20 protein-coding genes are annotated in these 19,433 nt (G+C 72.0%); 8 read left to right on the forward strand and 12 right to left on the reverse strand.

Going from position 1 to position 19,433, the window contains the following annotated elements:
• Positions 1-83: 83 nt before the first annotated feature.
• From ACIGFK_RS31380 to deoC, 3 genes are read right to left on the reverse strand one after another with little or no spacing between them, the layout of a single operon-like run.
• Positions 84-989 (reverse strand): aldehyde dehydrogenase family protein, encoded by a 906-nt coding sequence (locus ACIGFK_RS31380; RefSeq protein WP_400054532.1) that lies wholly within the window; start codon positions 987-989, stop codon positions 84-86.
• Positions 986-2,446 carry an aldehyde dehydrogenase family protein gene (locus ACIGFK_RS31385; RefSeq protein ID WP_376657547.1) on the reverse strand — a complete coding sequence of 487 codons (1,461 nt, stop codon included), beginning with the start codon at positions 2,444-2,446 and terminating at the stop codon, positions 986-988. Before ACIGFK_RS31385 ends, ACIGFK_RS31380 begins: the two co-directional genes overlap by 4 nt.
• Positions 2,447-2,451: 5 nt before the next feature.
• Positions 2,452-3,414 carry a deoxyribose-phosphate aldolase gene (deoC, locus tag ACIGFK_RS31390; protein ID WP_400054597.1) on the reverse strand — a complete coding sequence of 321 codons (963 nt, stop codon included), beginning with the start codon at positions 3,412-3,414 and terminating at the stop codon, positions 2,452-2,454.
• A gap of 244 nt (positions 3,415-3,658) precedes the next feature.
• Between deoC and ACIGFK_RS31395 the strand changes: the two genes are divergently transcribed.
• From ACIGFK_RS31395 to ACIGFK_RS31405, 3 genes are all read left to right on the forward strand, one after another.
• Positions 3,659-4,297 (forward strand): PH domain-containing protein, encoded by a 639-nt coding sequence (locus ACIGFK_RS31395; protein ID WP_376657548.1) that lies wholly within the window; start codon positions 3,659-3,661, stop codon positions 4,295-4,297.
• A 143-nt stretch (positions 4,298-4,440) separates the two neighbouring features.
• Positions 4,441-5,019, forward strand: a complete 579-nt coding sequence (locus tag ACIGFK_RS31400) for a VanZ family protein (protein ID WP_376657549.1) — start codon at positions 4,441-4,443, stop codon at positions 5,017-5,019.
• 55 nt (positions 5,020-5,074) lie between these two features.
• Positions 5,075-5,275 (forward strand): PspC domain-containing protein, encoded by a 201-nt coding sequence (locus ACIGFK_RS31405; RefSeq protein ID WP_376657550.1) that lies wholly within the window; start codon positions 5,075-5,077, stop codon positions 5,273-5,275.
• Positions 5,276-5,291: 16 nt separating this feature from the next.
• On the opposite strand, the gene ACIGFK_RS31410 is transcribed toward ACIGFK_RS31405, so the two are convergent.
• The 3 genes from ACIGFK_RS31410 to ACIGFK_RS31420 all read right to left on the reverse strand — a co-directional run bounded on the left by ACIGFK_RS31410 (position 5,292) and on the right by ACIGFK_RS31420 (position 7,714).
• A complete protein-coding gene (locus tag ACIGFK_RS31410; protein ID WP_400054535.1) occupies positions 5,292-6,041 on the reverse strand; it encodes a hypothetical protein in 750 nt (249 codons plus the stop codon).
• A gap of 121 nt (positions 6,042-6,162) precedes the next feature.
• Positions 6,163-6,426, reverse strand: a complete 264-nt coding sequence (locus tag ACIGFK_RS31415; protein ID WP_376657552.1) for a hypothetical protein — start codon at positions 6,424-6,426, stop codon at positions 6,163-6,165.
• 139 nt (positions 6,427-6,565) lie between these two features.
• Positions 6,566-7,714 carry an adenosine deaminase gene (locus ACIGFK_RS31420; RefSeq protein WP_385127484.1) on the reverse strand — a complete coding sequence of 383 codons (1,149 nt, stop codon included), beginning with the start codon at positions 7,712-7,714 and terminating at the stop codon, positions 6,566-6,568.
• Between the two features lie 114 nt (positions 7,715-7,828).
• Between ACIGFK_RS31420 and ACIGFK_RS31425 the strand changes: the two genes are divergently transcribed.
• Both ACIGFK_RS31425 and ACIGFK_RS31430 read left to right on the forward strand, forming a co-directional pair.
• A complete protein-coding gene (locus tag ACIGFK_RS31425; protein ID WP_400054537.1) occupies positions 7,829-8,551 on the forward strand; it encodes an alpha/beta hydrolase in 723 nt (240 codons plus the stop codon).
• 73 nt (positions 8,552-8,624) lie between these two features.
• A complete protein-coding gene (locus ACIGFK_RS31430) occupies positions 8,625-8,996 on the forward strand; it encodes a cupin domain-containing protein (protein ID WP_376657555.1) in 372 nt (123 codons plus the stop codon).
• Here the strand turns inward: ACIGFK_RS31430 and ACIGFK_RS31435 are convergent.
• Positions 8,972-10,243, reverse strand: coding sequence for an ATP-grasp domain-containing protein (locus ACIGFK_RS31435; RefSeq protein ID WP_376657556.1), 1,272 nt, complete (start codon positions 10,241-10,243; stop codon positions 8,972-8,974). The two genes, ACIGFK_RS31430 and ACIGFK_RS31435, sit on opposite strands and share 25 nt — an antisense overlap.
• A gap of 137 nt (positions 10,244-10,380) precedes the next feature.
• On the opposite strand from ACIGFK_RS31435, the gene ACIGFK_RS31440 reads away from it, so the two are divergent.
• Complete coding sequence (locus ACIGFK_RS31440) at positions 10,381-11,424, forward strand: LuxR C-terminal-related transcriptional regulator (protein WP_386467455.1); 1,044 nt, start codon at positions 10,381-10,383, stop codon at positions 11,422-11,424.
• Positions 11,425-11,451: 27 nt separating this feature from the next.
• On the opposite strand, the gene ACIGFK_RS31445 is transcribed toward ACIGFK_RS31440, so the two are convergent.
• Positions 11,452-12,390, reverse strand: a complete 939-nt coding sequence (locus tag ACIGFK_RS31445) for a LysR family transcriptional regulator (protein ID WP_400054540.1) — start codon at positions 12,388-12,390, stop codon at positions 11,452-11,454.
• Positions 12,391-12,488: 98 nt separating this feature from the next.
• Here ACIGFK_RS31445 and ACIGFK_RS31450 point away from each other — a divergent pair, with 98 nt between their 5' ends.
• Together ACIGFK_RS31450 and ACIGFK_RS31455 are read left to right on the forward strand one after the other, a co-directional pair.
• Entirely contained in the window at positions 12,489-13,787 is a 1,299-nt protein-coding gene (locus ACIGFK_RS31450; RefSeq protein ID WP_400054543.1) for an MFS transporter, read from the forward strand.
• Between the two features lie 95 nt (positions 13,788-13,882).
• Positions 13,883-14,869, forward strand: coding sequence for a sigma-70 family RNA polymerase sigma factor (locus ACIGFK_RS31455; RefSeq protein ID WP_376657560.1), 987 nt, complete (start codon positions 13,883-13,885; stop codon positions 14,867-14,869).
• Between the two features lie 66 nt (positions 14,870-14,935).
• Here the strand turns inward: ACIGFK_RS31455 and ACIGFK_RS31460 are convergent, their stop codons facing one another.
• The 4 genes from ACIGFK_RS31460 to ACIGFK_RS31475 form a co-directional block, all read right to left on the reverse strand.
• A complete protein-coding gene (locus tag ACIGFK_RS31460) occupies positions 14,936-16,750 on the reverse strand; it encodes an FG-GAP-like repeat-containing protein (RefSeq protein ID WP_376657561.1) in 1,815 nt (604 codons plus the stop codon).
• Between the two features lie 322 nt (positions 16,751-17,072).
• Complete coding sequence (locus ACIGFK_RS31465; RefSeq protein WP_386467449.1) at positions 17,073-17,381, reverse strand: STAS domain-containing protein; 309 nt, start codon at positions 17,379-17,381, stop codon at positions 17,073-17,075.
• 294 nt (positions 17,382-17,675) lie between these two features.
• Entirely contained in the window at positions 17,676-18,953 is a 1,278-nt protein-coding gene (locus tag ACIGFK_RS31470) for a thymidine phosphorylase (protein WP_376657564.1), read from the reverse strand.
• Positions 18,954-19,040: 87 nt separating this feature from the next.
• Positions 19,041-19,430: a cytidine deaminase gene (locus tag ACIGFK_RS31475; protein WP_376657578.1), complete on the reverse strand. Its 390-nt coding sequence runs from the start codon at positions 19,428-19,430 to the stop codon at positions 19,041-19,043.
• Between the last annotated feature and the right edge of the window lie 3 nt (positions 19,431-19,433).

Here is a 19,433-nt window from a genome sequence, read left to right on the forward strand (position 1 = left end):
CAGGCGGGGGAACGCTGCCGGGGCCGGTCTCGGGCCGCCGTACCAGGAGGACGGTCCTGGTACGGCGGTTCCGTGGGGCGGATCTAGTACGACGATCCGCCGGAGCCCAGCGACCCCGTGGGGTGCCAGACGGTCTTGGTCTCCAGGAACGCCGTCATGCGCGACGTGCCCGGGTCGGCGTTCCAGTCGTCCACAGGCTGTGGACGCAGGACGCGCTTGAGGTTGTCCGCGGCGGCGATCTCCAGCTCCTTGGCCAGCGCCGTGTCGGCGCCCGCCAGGTCGATCGCGTTGACGTCCTGGTGGGAGGCCAGGTGCGGGCCCATCTCGGAGGCCTTGCCGGACAGGATGTTGACCACACCGCCCGGCAGGTCGGAGGTGGCGAGCACCTCGCCCAGGGAGAGCGCGGGGAGCGGGGACTTCTCGCTCGCGATGACGACGGCGGTGTTGCCGGTCGCGATCACCGGGGCGACCACGGAGACCAGGCCCAGGAAGGACGAGGCCTGCGGGGCGATGACCGTGACGACACCGGTCGGCTCGCGGGTGGAGAGGTTGAAGAACGGGCCCGCGACCGGGTTGGTCCCGCCCGTGATCTGGCCGATCTTGTCGGTCCAGCCCGCGTACCAGACCCACCGGTCGACGGCCGCGTCGACGACGGCGCCGGCCTTCGACTTGGACAGGCCCTCCGCCTCGCCGACCTCGCGGACGAACTGGTCGCGGCGACCCTCCAGCATCTCGGCGATGCGGTAGAGGATCTGCCCGCGGTTGTACGCGGTCGCGCCCGACCAGCCGCCGAAGGCCTTGCGGGCGGCGACGACGGCGTCACGGGCGTCCTTGCGGGAGGACAGGGGTGCGTTGGCCAGCCAGTTGCCCTTGGAGTCCGTCACCTCGTACACCCGACCGCTCTCGGAACGCGGGAACTTGCCCCCGACGTACAGCTTGTAGGTCTTGAAGACGCTCAGACGCGCCGACGACGACTCAACTGTGCTCACTTGCGCTCACCCTTCGGGTTCGACGGGGCGAGGTAGCCCTCCAGGCCGTGGCGACCGCCCTCGCGGCCGAAGCCGGACTCCTTGTAGCCGCCGAACGGCGAGGTCGGGTCGAACTTGTTGAACGTGTTGGCCCAGACGACGCCCGCGCGGAGCTTGTCGGCGACCGCGAGGATGCGGCTGCCCTTCTCCGTCCAGATGCCGGCGGACAGGCCGTACTGGCTGTTGTTGGCCTTGGCGACGGCCTCGTCGGGCGTGCGGAAGGTCAGCACGGACAGCACCGGGCCGAAGATCTCGTCGCGGGCGACGGTGTGCGCCTGGGTGACGTTGGTGAAGAGCGTCGGGGCGAACCAGTAGCCGGCGGACGGCAGCTCGCACGCCGGGGACCAGCGCTCGGCGCCCTCGGCCTCGCCGGTGTCCGCGAGCGCGGTGATCCGGGCGAGCTGCTCGGCGGAGTTGATCGCGCCGATGTCGGTGTTCTTGTCGAGCGGGTCGCCGAGGCGCAGGGTGGACAGCCGTCGCTTCAGGCTGTCGAGCAGCTCGTCGTGGATCGACTCCTGGACGAGGAGACGGGATCCGGCGCAGCAGACCTGGCCCTGGTTGAAGAAGATGCCGTTGACGATGCCCTCGACGGCCTGGTCGATCGGGGCGTCGTCGAAGACGATGTTGGCGCCCTTGCCGCCCAGTTCCAGCGTGACCTTCTTGTCGGTGCCGGCGACGTGGCGGGCGATCTTCTTGCCCACGGCCGTGGAGCCGGTGAAGGCGACCTTGTTGACGTCCGGGTGCTCGACGAGGGCCGCGCCCGCGTCGCCGTAGCCGGTGAGGATGTTGACGACGCCCTTGGGAAGGCCCGCCTGGCGGCAGATGTCCGCGAAGAACAGCGCGGAGAGGGGGGTCGTCTCGGCCGGCTTCAGCACGACCGTGTTGCCGGTGGCGAGCGCCGGGGCGATCTTCCACGCGAGCATGAGCAGCGGGAAGTTCCACGGGATGACCTGGCCGGCCACGCCCAGCGGGCGGGGGTTCGGGCCGTAGCCCGCGTGGTCGAGCTTGTCGGCCCAGCCCGCGTAGTAGAAGAAGTGCGCGGCGACCAGCGGGAGGTCCGCGTCGCGGGTCTCCTTGATCGGCTTGCCGTTGTCGAGGGTCTCCAGGACGGCCAGCTCGCGGCTGCGCTCCTGGATGATCCGGGCGATGCGGAAGAGGTACTTGGCGCGCTCGGAGCCGGGCAGCGCGGACCACTTCTCGAATGCCTTGCGGGCGGCCTTCACGGCGCGGTCCACGTCGGCGGCGCCCGCCTGGGCGACCTCGGCGAGGACTTCCTCGGAGGCCGGGGAGACGGTCTTGAACACCTTGCCGTCGGCGGCGTCGGTGAACTCACCGTCGATGAAGAGCCCGTAGGAGGGGGCGATGTCGACGACCGAGCGGGACTCGGGAGCCGGTGCGTACTCGAAGAGGGATGCCATGGTGATCAGTCCACCGTCACGTAGTCGGGACCGGAGTAACGGCCGGTGCTCAGCTTCTGGCGCTGCATCAACAGGTCGTTGAGCAGGCTGGAGGCGCCGAAGCGGAACCAGTGGTTGCTCATCCAGTCCTCGCCCACGGTCTCGTTGACCAGGACGAGGAACTTGATCGCGTCCTTGGTGGTACGGATGCCGCCGGCCGGCTTCACGCCGATCTGGATTCCAGTCTGCGCCCGGAAGTCGCGTACGGCCTCGAGCATGAGCAGGGTGTTCGCCGGGGTGGCGTTGACCCCCACCTTGCCGGTCGACGTCTTGATGAAGTCGGCGCCCGCGAGCATGCCGATCCAGGAGGCGCGGCGGATGTTGTCGTAGGTCGACAGCTCGCCGGTCTCGAAGATGACCTTCAGGCGGGCGGCGCTGCCGTCCTCGCGGACGCAGGCCTCCTTGACCGCCTTGATCAGCTCGTACGTCTCCAGGTAGCGGCCGGCGAGGAAGGCGCCACGGTCGATGACCATGTCGATCTCGTCGGCGCCCGCGGCGACGGCGTCACGGGTGTCCGCGAGCTTGACGGGCAGCGCGGCGCGGCCGGCCGGGAAGGCGGTGGCGACGGAGGCGACCTTGACGTCGGCGCCGTTCAGGGCGGCCTTCGCGGTGGCCACCATGTCGGGGTAGACGCAGACGGCGGCCGTCATGGGGGTCGTGCGGTCGGTCGGGTCGGGGTTGACGGCCTTGGCGGAGAGCGCCCGGACCTTGCCCGGGGTGTCCGCGCCTTCCAGCGTCGTCAGGTCGATCATCGAGATGGCCAGGTCGATGGCGTACGCCTTGGCCGTCGTCTTGATCGAACGGGTACCGAGCGAGGCCGCGCGGGCCTCCAGGCCGACAGGGTCTACGCCGGGCAGCCCGTGCAGGAAGCGGCGCAGCGCACTGTCGGACGTCGTCACGTCGGCGAATGCGGAGAGGGTGGTGGGCATGGTCACCACATGAGCATATCTACGCGCGTAGCAGCCTGTCACCCCCTCCTTCCGATTCGGCCGGATCGGGATGGAATCGACACCTCCACTCTCCGTTGCACGGGGACACCCCCCCCCCGCCCCGAGCTGGGCGTCATCATCTGTGGGGGCGAGATCGGCGGGATCACGGACGGCCACCGGCCCGACAGCATCAACCTGTACGCCGATCTCGTCAGCTGAGACGCCGTGGGGCAGAATCGACCGCATGAGCAGCCAGCAGCCCCCTGATGAGCCGGTGTACGCGGACCGGGTCTACCGCTCCCCCCTGTCCGTGGCCTCCGGGGTGCTGCTGCTGGGGCTGACCGCCTGGCTGTGCGGGGACGCGGTGGTCCGCGGCACGGGGAACACCCCGTGGATCGCCCTCGCCATCGCGCTGTTCGCCGTCCCCCTGATCGTGGCGTTCACGATCCGTCCGGCCGTCTTCGCCAATGCGGACCGGATGCGCGTGCGCAACCCCTTCCGGGTCATCGAGCTGCCCTGGGCGGCCGTGGACGCCGTGCGCGCCGGGTACTCGGCCGAGGTGCTGGCCGAGGGGTCGAAGTTCCAGCTCTGGTCCGTGCCCGTCTCGCTGCGGGAGCGCAAGCGGGCGAGCCGGCAGCAGCTGAGCCGCCGCGGCGGGCTGAGCGGGCGCGGGCTGAACGCCTCCGACGAGAAGACCGCCGCCCCCGCCGCCCCGCAGCGGGCCCGGGCCGACCAGGTCGTGGACGAGCTGAGCGAACTCGCGGAGCGCGGGGCCTCGCGGGCCGGCGCCCAGGGCTCCGTACGGGTGCACTGGTCGTACGAGATCATCGCGCCGGCCGTGGCCGGAGCGGTCCTGCTGATCGTGCTGATCGCGCTCCGCTGAGCCCCCCGCTGAGCCCTCCACCGGGCCCACCGCGGCCCGTTCGCCCGACGGTTCCGGCGCGTCCGGTCGGATTCTCGTACCTTCCTCACCGAGCCCGCACGACCGACGGAACCGCCGCTGCCGCATGGTGCGTCCTCGCAGGTGTGCAGCGCAATGAGGCCGGCGAAAGCACCGGCACCGCCCCCGCCGTCTCCCTCCGGCTCCGGCTCCTGGCCGGGATCCTGCTGGCCGCGCACCTCGTGGTCGTCGGCTGGCTGACCCTCCGCCCCCTCGACGTGCCGTGGGCCGCGGCCGCCAATCTGACCCCGCTGGAGGGGATCAGGGCGGCCTTTGCGGCCGGGCCCCTCGAAGGCGCCCGGAAGGTCGGGGAGGGGCTGGCCCTGCTGGCCCCGCTCGGGGTGCTGTTGCCACTGGTCAGCGGGCGGCTCGCGCCGTCGGCGCTGTCCGCGTGGTCCTCGCTGGTGCGGACCGCCGCCGCGGGCGCGCTGGTCTCGGCGAGCATCGTGATCTTCCAGACCGCCGCCCCCGGGCAGGTCGTCGACGTGGACTCGGTGCTGCTGAACACCGTCGGCGTGCTGCTCGCGCACGTGGCCGTCGTACCCGCGCTGCGGGCGCGGAGGCGCCGCTCACGCGCCGCTTATCAGGGGGCGACCCCGAAAATTACCAGGGTCGGGCTCGGCCCCTGGACCGACGTTCTGTCAGCGGTTCCCCGGGAGTATTGAGACATCGCAAGGCGGTGCAGATCCGCACGGCAGCGATCCCGACGAAGGAGAACCCATGAGCGCCATTGTCCGCCCCCGTAACGGCCGAATGATCGGTGGAGTGTGCGCGGGGCTGGCGCGCCGCTTCGGAATTTCGGCGAACACGATGCGCGTCATATTCGTCGCCTCGTGCCTGCTGCCCGGTCCGCAGTTCCTGATCTACCTGGCGCTCTGGCTGCTGCTGCCGAACGAGAAGCCCGCGTCCACCGCCTGGTAGCGGATGCGGGGAGGGGTCAGGCGGCGCGCTTGATCTTCTCCAGTTGCTTGTCCGCCACTTCCTGCGGCACCTGCACCTGCTTCTGGCCCGAGGCCACGTTGAGGGCCATCAGCCGCACGACGGTGTCGGCCTGGCGCACGACGACCAGGTGGACCTGGGCGGAGACCCCCTGGCCGGCCGCGGTCATGGTCCAGCTGACGCTCTCGTCGCCGGCCGTGCGGTAGTCGGCGGCGCGCACGTCGCGGTAGCCGGCGGTCTGCTTCTCGACGGTGGCGGAGAAGCCCGTGCCGCAGGCGGCCACGGCGGCCTTGAGCCGGGAGAGCAGCGCCTTGGCGTCCTGCTCCGCGTAGGAGCTGACGGAGGCGGAGACGGCGAGTCCGAGCTGCTTCTGGGAGCCGATGCCCCGGTTGACGGTCTCGCGTGCGGCCGGGTCCGGCTCGTCGCCCATGATGTCGGCGAGCGGCTGGCAGGCCTTCTTGTCGGCCTGCGGCTGGCCGTCCGGGGCGTTGGGGTTCTTGCCCTGGGCGGAAATCTGGTAGCCCGCCAGGTCGCCCTGCTCCAGCGAGGCCCGTTCCAGCCTGCTCCCGCCGGTCTTCCCCGTGGCCGGGCCCGACGGGGCCGGGGCTGCGGACGACGCGGCGGGCGTGCCCGGGGACCCCTTCGGGTCCGGGGCCTTGCCGCCCGCGGGGGCGTCCGTACTGCTGCATCCCACCGCCGCGAACAGCAGGGCGGGGAGCAGCGCGACCGTCGTCGCTCGTGCCTTCATGCGCATGATCGAGACCTCATACCCGTTACCTGGGTGGGCAGTTGGCGATGATCGTGGCATACGGCGCGCCGTGGCGCCCACCCGTTCGAAGGGGCGTGCGCCACGGGTACGCGCGTACGGATCAGGCGCCGAGACCGCTGGTCGGCAGACCGCCGAGCAGGCCGGTCACCGGGCCGAGCGCGGCTGCCGGGTCGCTCGACTGCTGGCCTTCCTCGGCACCCATGTGCTGCTGGCTGGTGAGGCCCTGGACGGCGGTGGTGGCGGTGCCCAGCGTGTCGGTGAGGCCGACGGCCGGCACGGCGGCCGAAGCGGTGCCCGCGGCGACGGCGGCGAAGGCGGCACCGAGAGCGGCGACACCGAGGGTCTTGGCAGCTGACTGCTTCATGAAGAATCGTCCTTGCGACGGGGAATTGGGCGGCTCCGCAAACTAGTCACTTCAAACCCCGGGCCGCAAACATCCTTAAATACGAGAAAGCGCCCGGGAATTGCTCCTCCCGGGCGCTTTCGGTACGTCATGCCATGGCCTACGCCAGGACGGAACCGCTGGTGGAGGCGGTCTGCTGGAAGAGCCACTCGGACTTCAGCTCCGCGTAGCCCGGCTTGATGACCTCGTTGATCATGGCCAGTCGTTCATCGAAAGGAATGAACGCGGACTTCATCGCATTGACGGTGAACCACTGGATGTCGTCCAGGGAGTACCCGAAGGCGTCGACCAGGTGCTCGAACTCGCGGCTCATGCTGGTGCCGCTCATCAGGCGGTTGTCGGTGTTGACCGTGAGCCTGAAGTGCAGCTTCCGCAGCAGACCGATCGGGTGCTCGCCGTACGAGGCGGCCGCGGCCGTCTGCAGGTTCGAGGTCGGGCACATCTCCAGGGGGATGCGCTTGTCCCGGACGTACGAGGCCAGCCGGCCCAGCGTCACGGAGCCGTCGTCGGCGACCTCGATGTCGTCGATGATCCGCACGCCGTGGCCGAGGCGGTCGGCGCCGCACCACTGCAGGGCCTGCCAGATCGACGGCAGGCCGAAGGCCTCGCCCGCGTGGATGGTGAAGTGGTTGTTCTCGCGCTTGAGGTACTCGAAGGCGTCGAGGTGGCGGGTGGGAGGGAACCCGGCCTCGGCGCCGGCGATGTCGAAGCCGACCACGCCGTGGTCGCGGTAGCGGTTGGCCAGCTCCGCGATCTCCAGCGCGCGGGCGGCGTGGCGCATCGCGGTGAGCAGGGCGCCGACGCGGATGCGGTGGCCGTTGGCCTTCGCGCGGCGCTCGCCCTCGCGGAAGCCCTCGTTCACGGCCTCCACGACCTCTTCGAGGGTGAGCCCCTTCTCCAGGTGCTGTTCGGGGGCGTAGCGGATCTCGGCGTACACGACGCCGTCCTCGGCCAGGTCCTCGGCGCACTCCGCGGCGACCCGGTACAGGGCCTCCTTGGTCTGCATGACCGCGCAGGTGTGTGCGAAGGTCTCCAGGTAGCGCGGCAGGGAGCCGGAGTCGGCGGCTTCGCGGAACCAGATGCCGAGCTTGTCGGCGTCGGTCTCGGGCAGGTTCTCGTAGCCGACCTCGCGGGCCAGCTCGATGATGGTCCCGGGGCGCAGGCCGCCGTCGAGGTGATCGTGCAGGAGCACCTTCGGGGAGCGGCGGATCTGATCCGGGGTCGGCAGGGTGGGGGTCTCGCTCGTCATCTGGGCACTCTAGCTCCTACGCGCGTAGAGCGGCATGCAGACGGCGTCCGCCGATATGTAACAGTGACCGCGCGGACGGATGGCGTACACCTCCGGGTCTGAGACTGTTCCGCCATGGCACAGCATGCGCCGCCGGCGCGCGGGGCCCGTCTGGGGCGGGTGGCCGGCGCGAACGGCTCGGTATCGACGGTCAGTGGTGTGGTGCTCCTGCTCCCGGGGGCGTCCAGATTCTTCCCCGGTCCGCTGCGTCCGCTCGCGCGGGCGCTGGGCCGGGCGGGTGCGGCGAACGGGCTGGTGGCGCACACCGTGGTGCACGGCGGCGAGGCCTCCCGGGAGGAGCAGGCGCGGTGGGCCGCGGACGAGGTGGGGCGGCGGTACGGGGACGTGCCGGTGTGTCTGGCCGGCTATGACGCGGGAGGGCTGACGGCACTTCGGGCGGCGGGCCACGAGGCCGTCAACTCCGTCCTGGCGATGGCCCCCTCGCTGGAGGAGACGGCGGGCTCGGACTCCCCTGAACCGGTGAAACAGCTGTCGGGGCGGCAGGTGCTGATCGTCCACGGCACCAACGACGCGCGCAGCGACCCGGAGGGCTCGTTCCGGCTGGCGGCCCGGGCGAAGAAGGCGAATCGTTCTACCTGCCGGTTCGAGGTGCATTCGGACGGGCACCGGTTACGCGAGCACCAGGCGGAAGTGGTGGCCCTGGCCGTGGACTTCATCGTGGGCGCCCTGGCCTCGGGCCGGTACTCCCGCCCGGTGACGGACGCCCTCGCCGCTCCCCCGCCGCTGGGTCTGCGGATGCCGCTGGCCTCCGGCTTCGGGCGGTCGCTGAGGGGGTGAGCGGGGCGGGGGCCCCGGGCGTACCGTGAGGAATGGACTCGGGGTGCTCACCTCTCCCGGAGGGCGATCGACCATGGGCGGATTGCTGCACAAGAACTTCGACAAGCCTGACGAGACGCGACCGTTCGAGGCCGGCACGGGCAGGCTGGACCTGTTCAACACCGAGGGCGGTGCCGTGGGGCGCGCGGTCTTCGAGCCCGGCTGGCGGTGGTCGATGCACGTCAAGCCGATCGCCGGCACGGACAGCTGCCAGTCCGCCCACACCGGGTACGTGGTGAGCGGGCGGATGAAGGTCGTCATGGATGACGGGGAGAGCGCCGAGATCGGTCCCGGCGACTTCATCCAGATCGCGCCGGGGCACGACGCCTGGGTCCTGGGTGACGAGCCGTGCGTCGCGCTGGACTGGACGGGTTACGTCGACTACGCGAGGCCCGCGTCCGGCTGACGCGTCCGGCCTGCCGGCGGGCCCTGGCTCCGGCTCCGGTTCTGCCCGAGGTGCGTGACCGCGCGGTCCAGGGTGCGGCCGAGACCGGCCGCCGTGGGGCCGGCAGCGAGGACGTACGCGTGGTGCAGCGCCCCCGTCGGGGCGCTGCGCACCACCGCGCCCGGCGGGATCTCCAGCTGCACCCGGACCACTCCCGGCACGCGGCGGGCCGCGGCGAGCCCGGCGGGGACGCCGCCCGGGAGCGGGCCGGGCGGGAAGTCCACGTACCGCAGCCCGGCATGGGTGGCGTGCGGGCCGCGCGCCGGGTCGGGCAGGCCCAGTCCGGCGGCGAGGGCCAGGCCGAGGACGTCGGTGCCGTTCCCGAGCCGCAGCAGGCGGCTCAGCTCCTCCCCGCCGGGACGGGCGTGGGCCTCGACGAGGCGGGGGCCGTGCGGGGTGAGGATGACCTCGGTGTGGGAGGGGCCGTCGCGGTGCCCGGCGAGGTCGAGGACTCCGCGTACGAAGGTGCGTACGGCCTGCGCGGTCGCGGGGTCGAGGGCGACGGGCAGGTCGTGGCCGGCGGCGGTGAGGCAGGGGCCCGGGCCGGTGCGGCGGCGGGCCCAGCCGAGGATGCGGTGGCGGCCGCCGCGGGAGAGGGCTTCGACGGTGAGCTCGGGGCCTTCGAGGTATTCCTCGACGAGGAGGTCGGTGACCTCGGGGTAGCCGTGGGCGGCGGCCCGGGCCTCGGCCTCGTCGTGGACGAGCCGGACCCCCTCGCCGTCGGCGCCCGCGCGGGGCTTGATGACGCAGGGGTAGCCGATGAGGGTGGTGATGAAGGGGAGGGTGTCGGAGCGGCCGCAGCGGGCGAAGGACACGGGCCGGGCCGGGTGCAGGGTGTTGGTGCGGGCGCGCAGGGCGGCCTTGTCCATGAGGGCGGTGACGGCTGCGGTGGGGGTGCCGGGGAGTCCGAGTTCCTCGTTGGCCCGGGCGGCGGCGAGGGCCCCTGCGGCGTCGAAGCCGAACACGGCGGCGCGGCCGCGGCGGACGGCCTCCATGCGGCCTAACGCCCCGATGAGGTGACGGTGGTCGCGCCAGTCCGTCCGTACCCGCCGCTCCGCCCCCTCACGGTCGGTGGACACCGATGGAACCGGCGCGACCACCACGGTGTGCGCGCCCGCACGGCGGGCGGCCGCCACCACGGCTGGTCGCGGGCTCAGCAGGACGGCAACGGGCCCCCGTCCCCCGTCGGGTGTCCATTGCTGCCGCATACCGCGCTCCCCCCTCACGCCGTCCTGACACTGTGCCTCTTCGGCATATGCCGAATGGCTCGGGGCAGGGGTCGTCTTGCCGCCTTGCGGGAACACGAGGGGTTTACAGATCACTGCATACAGGGACCAATACGCATATGCCGACCGATGCAGCCGGGGAAGCCGGAGCGACTGGGGAACCCGGGGAGCTGAGCCCCGCTGCGCGGCGCCTGTACGCGTACGCGGTCGAGCGGCACGCCTTCGACGCCGCCGAGGCCACGGAGGCGCTGGGCGTGCGCGCGGCCACCGCGATCACCGAGCTGGCGGCCGCACACCTGCTCCAGCGGGCCCCGGGCTGCGGTCCCGAGCGGTGGAGCGCGGTGGCGCCCCGGGCGGCGGCGGCCCGGGCCCTGGCCCCGCTGGCGCTGCTGGTGCGGGAGACCCACGACGAGATGGACCGGCTGCGGGGGCGGCTGGAGGCGCTGGTACCCGCGTACGAGGCGGGGACCGCGCACCGGGACGTCAGCGCTTCGGGGCGCCTGGAGCTGGTCACGGACCTGGGGGCGGTACGGGGGCTGATCACGGAGCTGGTCGCGGCGTGCGAGCAGGAACTGCTGACCTCGCAGCCGGGCGGCGGGCGGCCGCTGGAGACCCTGGAGGAGGCGATCGGGCGGGACGAGTCGCTGCTGGCGCGCGGGGTCCGGATGCGGACGATCTACCAGCACACGGCGCGCTACTCGCGGCCCACGGCGGCGTACGTGGAGCGGGTGACGGCGCTGGGCGCGCAGGTCCGGACGCTGGGCGACGGGCTGATGCGGATGCTGGTCTTCGACGGCCACACGGGCCTGATGGCGGTGCCGGACCGGACCGGGGCGGCGCTGGTGGTGCGGGAGCCGAACGTCGTCCACTTCATGACGGCGGCGTTCGAGCGGTCCTGGCTGGGCGCGGAGCCGTTCCCGACGTCGGTGAGCCCGGAGGCGGCCCGGTCGATCTCGGACGAGCTGCGGCAGACGATCGTCCGGCTGCTGTCGGAGGGCCTGGAGGACAAGGTGATCGCGCGGCGGCTGGGCATGTCGGAGCGGACCTGCCAGCGGCACATCGCCGAGATCATGCGGGCGGTCGGGGCGAAGTCCCGTTTCCAGGCGGGGTACTTGCTGGGCCCGCCCGCCACACCGTCACCCCCGCCCGCACCCGAGGCCTAGGGACTCTCGTCGAACTCCCGTCTGCCCCTAGGCCGGCGGCTCCAGTTCCGGGATGAGGCGGCCGCGGCGGGAGAGGAGGAAGCGCTTGAACTCCGCCACCGGGGGTGTGTCCGGGTGGCCGTCGAGCCAGGCGACGCCGATCTCGCGGACGGCGCGCGGGGCGGTGACCGTCAGCTCGACCACGCCCGGGCGGGCCACGGCCGGGGGCGGCAGGAGGGCCACGCCCAGGCCCGCGGCGACCAGGCCGCGCAGGGTTTCGGCCTCCTCGCCCTCGAAGGCGACCCGGGGGGTGAAGCCGGCTTCCGCGCAGAGGTCGTCGGTGATGCGGCGCATGCCGTAGCCGGGTTCCAGGGTGACGAAGGTTTCCTCGGCGGCCTCGGCGAGGCGGATGCGCTTGCGGCCGGCGAGGCGGTGGTCGTCGGGGACGACGAGGCGCAGGCGCTGTTCGTCGAGGCGGCGGGCGACGAGGTCGGGGGCGTCCGGGACGGGTGAGGTGAGGCAGAGGTCGAGTTCGCCCGAGCGCAGCTTCTCCAGCATGGCCTCGCCGTAGTTCTGGACGAGGGAGAAGCGGATCCGGGGGTGGTCGGCGCGGAAGGCGCGGATGAGGCCGGGCACGGTCTCGGAGCCCAGGGTGTGCAGGAAGCCGAAGGCGACCTTGCCGTAGGCCGGGTCGGCGTCCTGTTGGACGGATTCGGCGGCGCGGGCGATGCCGTCGAGGGCCTGTTCGGTGGAGGCCAGGAAGGTGCGGCCGGCGGTGGTGAGGGCGACGGTGCGGCCCTTGCGGGCGAACAGCGTGACGCCCAGGTCCTGTTCGAGGCGGACCATCGCCCGCGAGAGGGTGGACTGCGGGACGCCCAGTTCGTGTGCGGCACGGGTGACGTGCTCGTGCCGGGCGACGGCCGCGAAGTACGCGAGCCGGGGGGCCAGCAGTTGTGTCACGGACAAGTCTTCTTCGTAACGGTTCATCGACGTGCGCCGCCCTGAGCTGTGCTGATGCATGAGTGGATCGATTATCGCGATTCTGTGCATTGGACGCATGAAAAGGACGGGCCTACCGTCGAAGCATGCCTCCCGCTCATACCGGGGCATCCGTCACCACGGGTGCCTCCATCCCGTCGTCCCCCGCGCCTCTGGACCAGACGCGCGAAGCCCTCTCCCCCGGCCTCCCCGGCTACCGCCGGATGAGCCTCGCGCTCTTCGCCGCCGGACTGGCGACCTTCGCCCTCCTCTACTCCACCCAGGCGCTGCTGCCCGCGGTCTCCGCCGGTTTCGGCGTGACGGCGGGTCAGGCCAGCTGGACGGTGTCCGCGGCCACCGGTGCGCTCGCGCTGTTCGTCCTGCCGCTCAGTGCGCTCTCCGAGCGCTTCGGGCGGACCCGGATGATGACCTGCTCCATGGTGGTGGCCGTGGGCGTCGCCCTGCTGATCCCCCTCGCGCCGAACCTGGAGTGGCTGATCGGGCTGCGCGCCGTCCAGGGCGCGGCGATCGCCGGCATCCCGGCCTCGGCGATGGCGTACCTCGCGGAGGAGGTCAAGCCGAAGGCGCTGGTCGCCGCGATCGGCCTGTTCGTGGCGGGCAATTCCATCGGCGGCATGAGCGGCCGTCTGGTCACCGGCTGGGCCGCGCAGCTGTGGGGCTGGCGGGCCGGGCTGGCGGCCGTCGCCCTGATGTCGCTGGCCTGCGCGGTGGCGTTCCTGGTGCTGCTGCCCCGGGCGCGGTTCTTCCGGCCGGCGTCGCTGAACCCGCGCGCGGTGGGCCGTACCGTCGCCGGCCACCTGCGCGATCCCCTGCTGCTGCGGCTGTACGGGATCGGCGCGCTGTTCATGACCGTCTTCGGCGCGGTGTACACCGTCATCGGCTACCGCCTGGTCGACGAGCCGTTCTCCCTCGGGCAGGGCGTGATCGGGTCGATCTTCCTGATCTACCTGGTCGGTACGGTCTCCTCGGCGGCCGCGGGCCGGCTGGTGGCCCGGACGGGGCGGCGCGGTGCGCTGTACCTGGCGGTGACCACGACCGCGCTGGGGCTGCTGCTGTCGCTGGCGGATTCGCTGGCCGCGATCCTGGTGGGCCTGGTGCTGATCACGGCGGGCTTCTTCGCGGGCCACGCGGTGGCGTCGTCGTCGGTGAGCCGGACGGCGAAGACGGGCCGGGCTCAGGCCTCCGCCCTGTACCAGTCGGCGTACTACCTGGGCTCCAGCGCGGGCGGCACCCTGGGTGCGCTCGCCTACCACTCGGCGGGCTGGGCTGCCACCGTGGGCATCGCGCTGCTGGCGGTGCTCGGCGTCGTGTCGATCACCCTGTACGGATCGCACGCGGCCCGCGCGGAGCGGCGCCTGCCGGTGGCCGCGGCCGCCGCGCGCTGAGACACGCCGGGCCCGTCGTGTGGGCCGTTCGGGCTGCCGCTGTCGGACCCCTCCGGTAGTTTCCGAGGTATCGGATCCGGCAGGGGGAAGGCACCATGAGCGAGCTCGCGACGACACCGCAGGACCTGGACCTCGATGCGGCGATGGACCGGTACCGGGTCGAGCTCACCGGCTACTGCTACCGGATGCTGGGCTCCTCCTTCGACGCCGAGGACGCGGTGCAGGACACCTACATCCGTGCCTGGCGCAGCTACGAGAAGTTCGAGGGCCGGTCGTCGCTGCGGTCGTGGCTGTACCGGATCGCCACGAACGTGTGCCTGGACCTGCTGAACGCGGGGAACAAGCGGGCCCGCCCGATGGACCTGACGGCGCCGCAGCACCAGGCCTCCGCCGTGCTCAACGAGCGGTCCGAGGTGACCTGGCTGGAGCCGGTGCCGGACGGCCGGGTGCTGCCGCAGACCGCCGACCCCGCGGAGATGGCCCTCGCGAAGGAATCCGTACGCCTGGCCTTCGTCGCGGCGCTGCAGCACCTGCCGGCGAAGCAGCGGGCGGTGCTGATCCTGCGCGAGGTGCTGGCCTGGAAGGCCGACGAGGTCGCCGGGCTGCTGGAGACCACGGTGGCGTCGGTGAACAGCGCTCTGCAGCGGGCCCGGGCCACGCTGGCCTCGCACGGGATCCGCGACAGCGATGCGGCGGACCCGCTGGACGCGGACCAGGCGAAGCTGCTGGAGCAGTACCTGTCCGCCTTCGAGGCCTACGACATCTCGCGGCTGACCACCCTGCTGCACGAGGACGCGGTGCTGTCGATGCCGCCGTTCGACCTGTGGCTGCAGGGCCACGCGGACATCGCGGCGTGGCACCTGAACCAGGGCATCGGCTGCAAGGGCTCCCGCCTGGTCCCGACGACGGCGAACGGCATGCCGGCCTTCGGCCAGTACCGCCCGGCCGAGTCGGGCACGGGCCACGTGCCGTGGGCGCTGCAGGTCCTGGAGATCTCGGACGGCAAGATCGTCGGGCTCAACGCCTTCCTGGACACCGCCCGCTGGTTCCCGCTGTTCGGGCTGCCGGAGGAGCTGGCCTAGGAACCCGTCGTGCAGGCGTGAGCCCCCTGGAGTGTTCCAGGGGGCTCACGTGTGTGGGTGGACGCGTCAGACGAGGCAGCCGGGTCCGGTGGTGGGGTTGGTGCAGATGTTCCTGCCGGGACCGCCGTTGTTGGTGTTGGTGCCGGTGCCGCCGTCAAGGGTGTCGTTGCCCGCCTCGCCGAACAGCGAGTCGTTGCCGGCGTTGCCGTTGACGGTGTCCTTGCCGTCGCCGCCGAGGAGGGTGTCGTCGTTGTCGTTGCCGCTGATGGTGTCGTTGCCGTCGGCGCCCTCGATGCGGTCGTTGCCGGTGCCGCCCATCAGGACGTCGTTGCCCGGGCCGCCGCAGATGAGGTCGTCGCCGCCGAGTCCGTTGACCGTGTCGTTGCCGCGGAGGGCGAAGATCACGTCGTCGCCGGAGGTACCGACGAGGTTGTCCGCGCGGTCGGTGCCGACGATCGTGGGGGTGGCGTTGGCGCAGGTCTTCGGGCTCACGACCTGGAGGACGGTGTTGCTGGTGGAGGGCTCGTACGTGGTGTCCCCGCCGTACTCGGCCGTGATGGAGTGAGTACCGACGCTCAAAGCGTTGGTGGGGAACGTCGCCGTACCGGTGCCGTCGAGGGAGTCCGTGCCCAGGGTGGTGGCGCCGTCCTTGAAGGTGACCGTCCCGGTCGGGGTGCCCTGGTCACCGCTGACCGTGGCCGTGAAGGTCACCGTCTGGCCGACCACGGACGGGTTGGGCGAGGAGACCAGCAGGGTGGTCGACGCGGCCCTGACCTGCAGCAGCACCGAAACGTCGTTGCTGCCGGAGTTCGCGGTGGCCAGGTCGAGGAGGGAGTCACCGTTGAAGTCGCCCACCGCCAGTCCCGTCGGCGCATCGTGCGTGGCGTGGTCCTCGGCCGTGCCGAACGTACCGGAGCCGGTGTTCGGCAGCACGGACACGGTGTCGTCCGCCGGGTCCATCGCGGGCCCCTCGTTCGTCACGGCGAGGTCGGGTCCGCCGACGTTGTCGAGCTGGGCCACTGCCACCGTGAACGGCCTGTCTCCCACGGCGTGAGGGCTCCCGGGTGCCGGGGCGAAGGCGGCCGAGCCGTTGTTCAGGAGCACCGACACGGTGTCGTCGTCGAGGTTGGCGACGGCGAGGTCGGGACCGCTGACGCCGTCGAAGTCGCCCACCGCCACCGAGAACGGGTTGTTGCCGACCGGATAGTTCACAGCCGGGGCGAACACGGCGGACCCGGTGTTCAGCAGCACCGACACGCTGTCGCCGGTCGAGTTCGCCACGGCGAGGTCCTGCTTGGCATCGCCGTTGAAGTCGCCCACCGCCACCGAGAACGGGTTGTCGCCGACAGCGAAGGGCGAGCCGGCGGGCTGGGTGCCGAACCCACCGGACCCGTTGTTCAGCAGCACCGACACGCTGTCGCCGCCGGCGTTCGCGACGGCCAGGTCGGGACCGTTGACGCCGTCGAAGTCGCCGACCGCCACCGAGACCGGCACATCGCCCACGGCGAAGTCCGTGCGCGTCGGGAACGCACCGGACCCGTCGCCCAGCAGTACTGACACGTCGTCGTCGAGCGCGTTCGCGACGATGAGGTCGGCCTTGCTGTCGCCGTTGACGTCCGCCACGGCCACGCTGACCGGCAGGTCGCCCACCGCGGTGTTCGTGGCCGCGCCGTACGTGCCCGAGCCCGTGTTCAGCAGAACCGAGACGTTGTCGCTGTTGGGGTTCGCGGTGACCAGGTCGAGGCCGTTGACCCCGTCGAAGTTCCCCGTCGCCACCGACTGCGGGGCGAGGCCGACGGGGTAGTTGGCCGGCGGGGCGAAGTCCTGGGCATGCGCCGCCGGAGCGCCGGCCAGGGCGGTGAGGAGCAGTGCGCCCGTCACACCGGCCAGGACGCCCCTGCGTCTGCGCCGTGCGGCAGGGTCCCCGTCCCGTTCATGAGACCCGGTGGTTCTGGTTGCGCGGCAGACCGACAGATGGAACACGCGACACCCTCATTCACGGCTGACCGGCCGGGAACACCAGAGCATGAGCACCACACCGTGCACCCGACACCTGGACATTGCGGCGGCGGGCGTGGCGAGGTGGGCGGGCGTGAACCGCCGCCCTCTCCCGCAGCCCGGCAAGGCAGCACTCTGACAGCCCCGCCCGGCCGGGGAGGGCGGCGCCACGGCGACCGCGGCCGGATCCACTCAGAAGGCCCTTCTACTCCCGGCGACCGAATTGTGGCTCCCGCTCTCCGGAATCCCCGAGCAGCTCGACGAGGCCCACGAGGTCCAGCAGCGCGCGGTAGGCGGGCCCGGCGCCGGTCATGGTGAGGGCCCCGCCGTGTGCCCGGGCCGTCAGCCGCAGCCGGGCCAGGACCTCCACCGCCGCCAGACCCGGCGCGGTGACGGCCCCGGCGTCGCACTCCACCGTGCGCGCCCCGTCGTCGTACATCCGGGCCAGGCGCGCGCACAGGCGCGCGCCGTCCGTGGCGGTCGGGGTGGGTCCGGGCAGCACGAGTCGTCTCATCTCCACGAGACTCTGACCGCCCGGCCACCCGGAACTCATCGGTAGGCCGTGACCGCTCAGGGGCGGGGGAAGCCGAAGGTGTCGAGCGTGAGGTCGAACGGCTCGGGGAGGTGGACGGTCTCGCCGAACTTGCCCGCGTGCAGAAGCCGGTATTTGGTCGTCCCAGCCGTCGCCGCCGCGTGGTGAGTGCGCTCACGGTGTGCTCCTCACAACTGGTTCGTCACCGGTCCCAGCATGCCGAACGGGACCGGTGGGGGTCCACCGATCCCGTTCACCCGAAAGGGAAGCCGCAGGTCAGGCGATGCGGTCCAGCACGATCGGCGTGGCGGAGAACGTCGTGCCCGCCGGGGCGATGTCGTACGTGCCCTCCAGGGAGGCCAGGGCGTAGTCGAACTTCTCCGGAGTGTCCGTGTGCAGGGTCATCAGCGGCTGGCCGGCCGTCACGGTGTCGCCCGGCTTCGCGTGGAGCTCGATGCCGGCGCCCGCCTGCACCGGGTCCTCCTTGCGCGCGCGGCCGGCGCCCAGGCGCCAGGCGCCGACGCCGACCCCGTACGCGTCCAGGCGGGTCAGGACGCCCGACTCGGGGGCGGTGACCACGTGCTGCTCGCGGGCGACCGGCAGGGCCGCGTCCGGATCGCCGCCCTGGGCCGCGATCATCCGGCGCCAGTGGTCCATCGCGGAGCCGTCGGCCAGGGCCTTCTCCGGGTCGGCGTCCTTGATGCCGGCGGCCTCCAGCATCTCCTTGGCCAGGGCGATGGTCAGCTCGACCACGTCCGCGGGGCCGCCGCCGGCCAGCACCTCGACCGACTCGCGGACTTCGAGGGCGTTGCCGGCCGTCAGGCCGAGCGGGGTGGACATGTCGGTGAGCAGGGCGACGGTCTTGACGCCGGAGTCGGTGCCGAGGCCCACCATGGTGCGGGCGAGCTCACGGGCGTCGTCGATGTTCTTCATGAAGGCGCCGGAGCCGACCTTCACGTCCAGGACGAGCGAGCCCGTGCCCTCGGCGATCTTCTTGGACATGATCGAGGAGGCGATGAGCGGGATGGCCTCGACCGTGCCCGTGACGTCGCGCAGGGCGTAGAGCTTCTTGTCGGCGGGGGCCAGGCCGTCGCCGGCCGCGCAGATGACCGCGCCGGTGGTGTCGAGGACGTGCATCATCTCCTCGTTGGACAGCAGCGCGCGCCAGCCGGGGATGGACTCCAGCTTGTCGAGGGTGCCCCCGGTGTGGCCGAGGCCGCGGCCGGAGAGCTGCGGGACGGCCGCGCCGCAGGCGGCGACGAGCGGGGCCAGCGGGAGGGTGATCTTGTCGCCGACGCCGCCGGTGGAGTGCTTGTCGGCGGTCGGGCGGGAGAGCGCGTCGAAGTTCATGCGCTCGCCGGAGGCGATCATCGCGGCGGTCCAGCGGGCGATCTCGGTGCGGTTCATCCCGTTGAGCAGGATGGCCATCGCCAGCGCCGACATCTGCTCGTCGGCGACGATGCCGCGCGTGTACGCGTCGATGACCCAGTCGATCTGCTCGGGGCTCAGCTCGCCGCGGTCACGCTTGGTCCGGATGACGGAGATGACGTCCATGTGGTGCTTCCTTCTACGCGCATAGAGAGAGGGGGTTGCGGAAGTACGACGGCCCTCCGCCCAGGGGGTGGAGGGCCGTCGGCACGGTTATCTCAGATGGTCGGGCCCGAAGGCCTGCGGCAGCATCTCCGCCAGCGGGAGGACCCCCTTGGGGGTTTCCACCAGCAGTTCCGGTCCGCCGAATTCGAAGAGCAGTTGCCGGCAGCGGCCGCACGGTACGAGGATCTCGCCCCGGCCGTCGACACAGGTGAAGTGCGTCAGCCGGCCGCCGCCCGTGGCCTGCAGGGAGGAGACCAGGCCGCACTCGGCGCACAGGCCGAGGCCGTAGCTCGCGTTCTCGACGTTGCAGCCGACGACCGTCCTGCCGTCGTCGACGAGGGCGGCGACGCCGACCGGGAAGCCCGAGTAGGGGGCGTACGCCCGGGACATGGCGTCCCGGGCCGCCTCGCGCAGGGCCTCCCAGTCGACGGTGGGCACCGG

Origin of the sequence: Streptomyces sp. NPDC085524 (assembly GCF_044541755.1) — a bacterium.
In the GTDB taxonomy this organism is placed as follows: Bacteria; Actinomycetota; Actinomycetes; order Streptomycetales; family Streptomycetaceae; genus Streptomyces.